Origin of the sequence: Nocardia thailandica NBRC 100428 (assembly GCF_000308795.1) — a bacterium.
Lineage (GTDB): Bacteria > Actinomycetota > Actinomycetes > Mycobacteriales > Mycobacteriaceae > Nocardia > Nocardia thailandica.
On the sequence record NZ_BAGK01000281.1, the window covers coordinates 1 to 2,140 of the forward strand.

General features: G+C 61.3%; 1 protein-coding gene. It reads left to right on the forward strand.

Going from position 1 to position 2,140, the window contains the following annotated elements; all coding sequences use genetic code 11:
- On the forward strand, positions 1 to 1,933 hold a 1,933-nt coding region (locus ON36_RS28535), incomplete at its 5' end, for a DUF262 domain-containing protein (protein WP_083885492.1).
- Positions 1,934 to 2,140: the final 207 nt, after the last annotated feature.

The following is a 2,140-nucleotide window of genomic DNA, read 5'->3' on the forward strand; positions in this document are numbered from 1 at the left end:
CATGCTTGCTTGGGGTTCGTCGAGTCGAGGAGATCACCTGATGAAAGCTGACGCGCTGGCTCCGCGAGCGTTGTTCGACGGTGCTGTGCATTACGAGATCCCGGTCTTCCAGCGACCGTATGTCTGGTCGGAAGAGGACCAGTGGGCTCCCCTATGGCAAGACGTCAGGCGCGTCACGGAGCGCGTGGTTGAGGCGAACGGTGATAAGGATGCGCTGAAGGAGATCGGCGGGCACTTCCTGGGCGCGATCGTCTTCAAGTCAAAGCCCGCGATCTCCGGGGACGTCACGCGGCACGCTGTCATCGATGGACAGCAGCGCACGACCACCCTGCAGCTACTGCTCGATGCCGCGCAAAAAGCCTTCACTGACCTCGGCTACGCCGACGAGGGCGAGGCCCTCGGGGAGCTAACGATCAATGCGGCCAATCGGTTTCGAGGCAAGCCGGAGCAGTTCAAGCTCTGGCCGTCCCGCTCGGATCGCGAGGCGTTCGCCGCCGCGCTGGCCCAAACCGACAACGGCCAGCATGCCGAGCACCGCATCGCCGAGGCCCACCGGTTTTTCAGCAGCGAGATCCGCGCCTGGATTCGCGGTGTGCACGAGGAAGGTGAGCCAGAACCGCCTGGGACCGAGGAACAGCGGGTTGAGGCACTCACCGATGTTCTGCAATCACGCCTGCTCGTCGTGGCGATAAACCTGTCCGGCCATGACGATGACCAGTTGATCTTCGAAACGCTCAACGACCGCGGCACACCCTTGCTCAAGGCGGATCTGGTGAAGAATTGGGTCTTCCAGCAGGGTGAACGGTTACACGCCGACATCGACAGCTGGCCAGATCGGTTCTGGAGCGACTTCGACGACGACTGGTGGCGCGATGAGGCTCCCCAGGGACGTCACCTGCGCTCACGTATCGACACGTTCCTACAGTACTGGCTGACAATGCGTACACGCGAAGAAATCTTGGTCGATGAGACGTTCCGGGCCTTCACAAAGTACGCCAGCAACCACATGAAGACCGTCGAGTCGGCCGAGGCGCTGCTTGCTGAGCTGATCCGTGACGCGGAAACCTACCGCATCCTGGCCGAATCTCCGCCCGACACGGCAGCGGGACGCTTCTACCGACGGGTGATCCAAGAGTTCGAGCTTGCCGCCACCACTCCACTTCTGATGTGGGTCGTCTCCGAGAATCACCAGGTCCCAGAGGATCAGGTTGAGCTAGCTCTAAGTGCGCTGGAGAGCTGGGTGGTCCGCCGAACGCTGCTGCGCTACACAACGAAGGACGTCAATCGGTTCATGGTCTCAGCTTTGGCGATCCTTGATGGAACCGCTCCGGACAAGATCGGTACCGTGCTGTTCGGCTACCTCAGCGTGCAGACGGCCGAGACGAGACTCTGGCCGAGTGATGATGAGCTGCAGAAATACCTGCCGGCACTCCGCATCTATAAAACGATCCGACAAAGTCGAATTCGAGTCGTTCTCGAAGCAATCGAGCAGCGGCTGCGGTCTGAACGCCACGAATCCATCAGCCTCAGCGGCCCATTGCAGATCGAACATGTCATGCCCCAAAAATGGCAGCAGAACTGGGACCATCAGCCGCCCCTGACGGGAGAGGCCGCCCGCGAGCGGGACCGCCTCGTCAACACACTCGGCAACCTCACGCTCGTCACGCAAAAACTCAACGGCTCCCTGTCTCATCGTCCCTGGACTGACGCCGAGGCGCAATCCGTCGCCCCGACCGGGCGTGAAGCCGGGAAGGGCAAGCGCTCACTGCTGAGCAAGTTCAGCCTGCTGGTGCTCAACAAGGAGCTGATTGACGATCACCCTGACGCGTGGGCCGATACCGATATTGCGAAGCGTTCGGCCGAGCTGACCAGGTTAATCTGCCAGGAGTGGCCCGGCCCCCACCAGTTCGGACCACCCGCCGATGGGGCGTGAGCTGGCAGCGGTCAACAATCGCGGCGGGACAGCGCTCATGATCATCCACAACCATTGCCCCGCGAGGTATGAGTGACATCCAACAATGCCAAGCATGTGGTTGGCAACAGCAACGGCGACCGGATCTCCCTTTTCTACGGCGGCCGTGTCAAAGTCCGCTCAACAACACACCTTTGGACTGTTGGCGCCAGAGAGCGCCAGACCGCT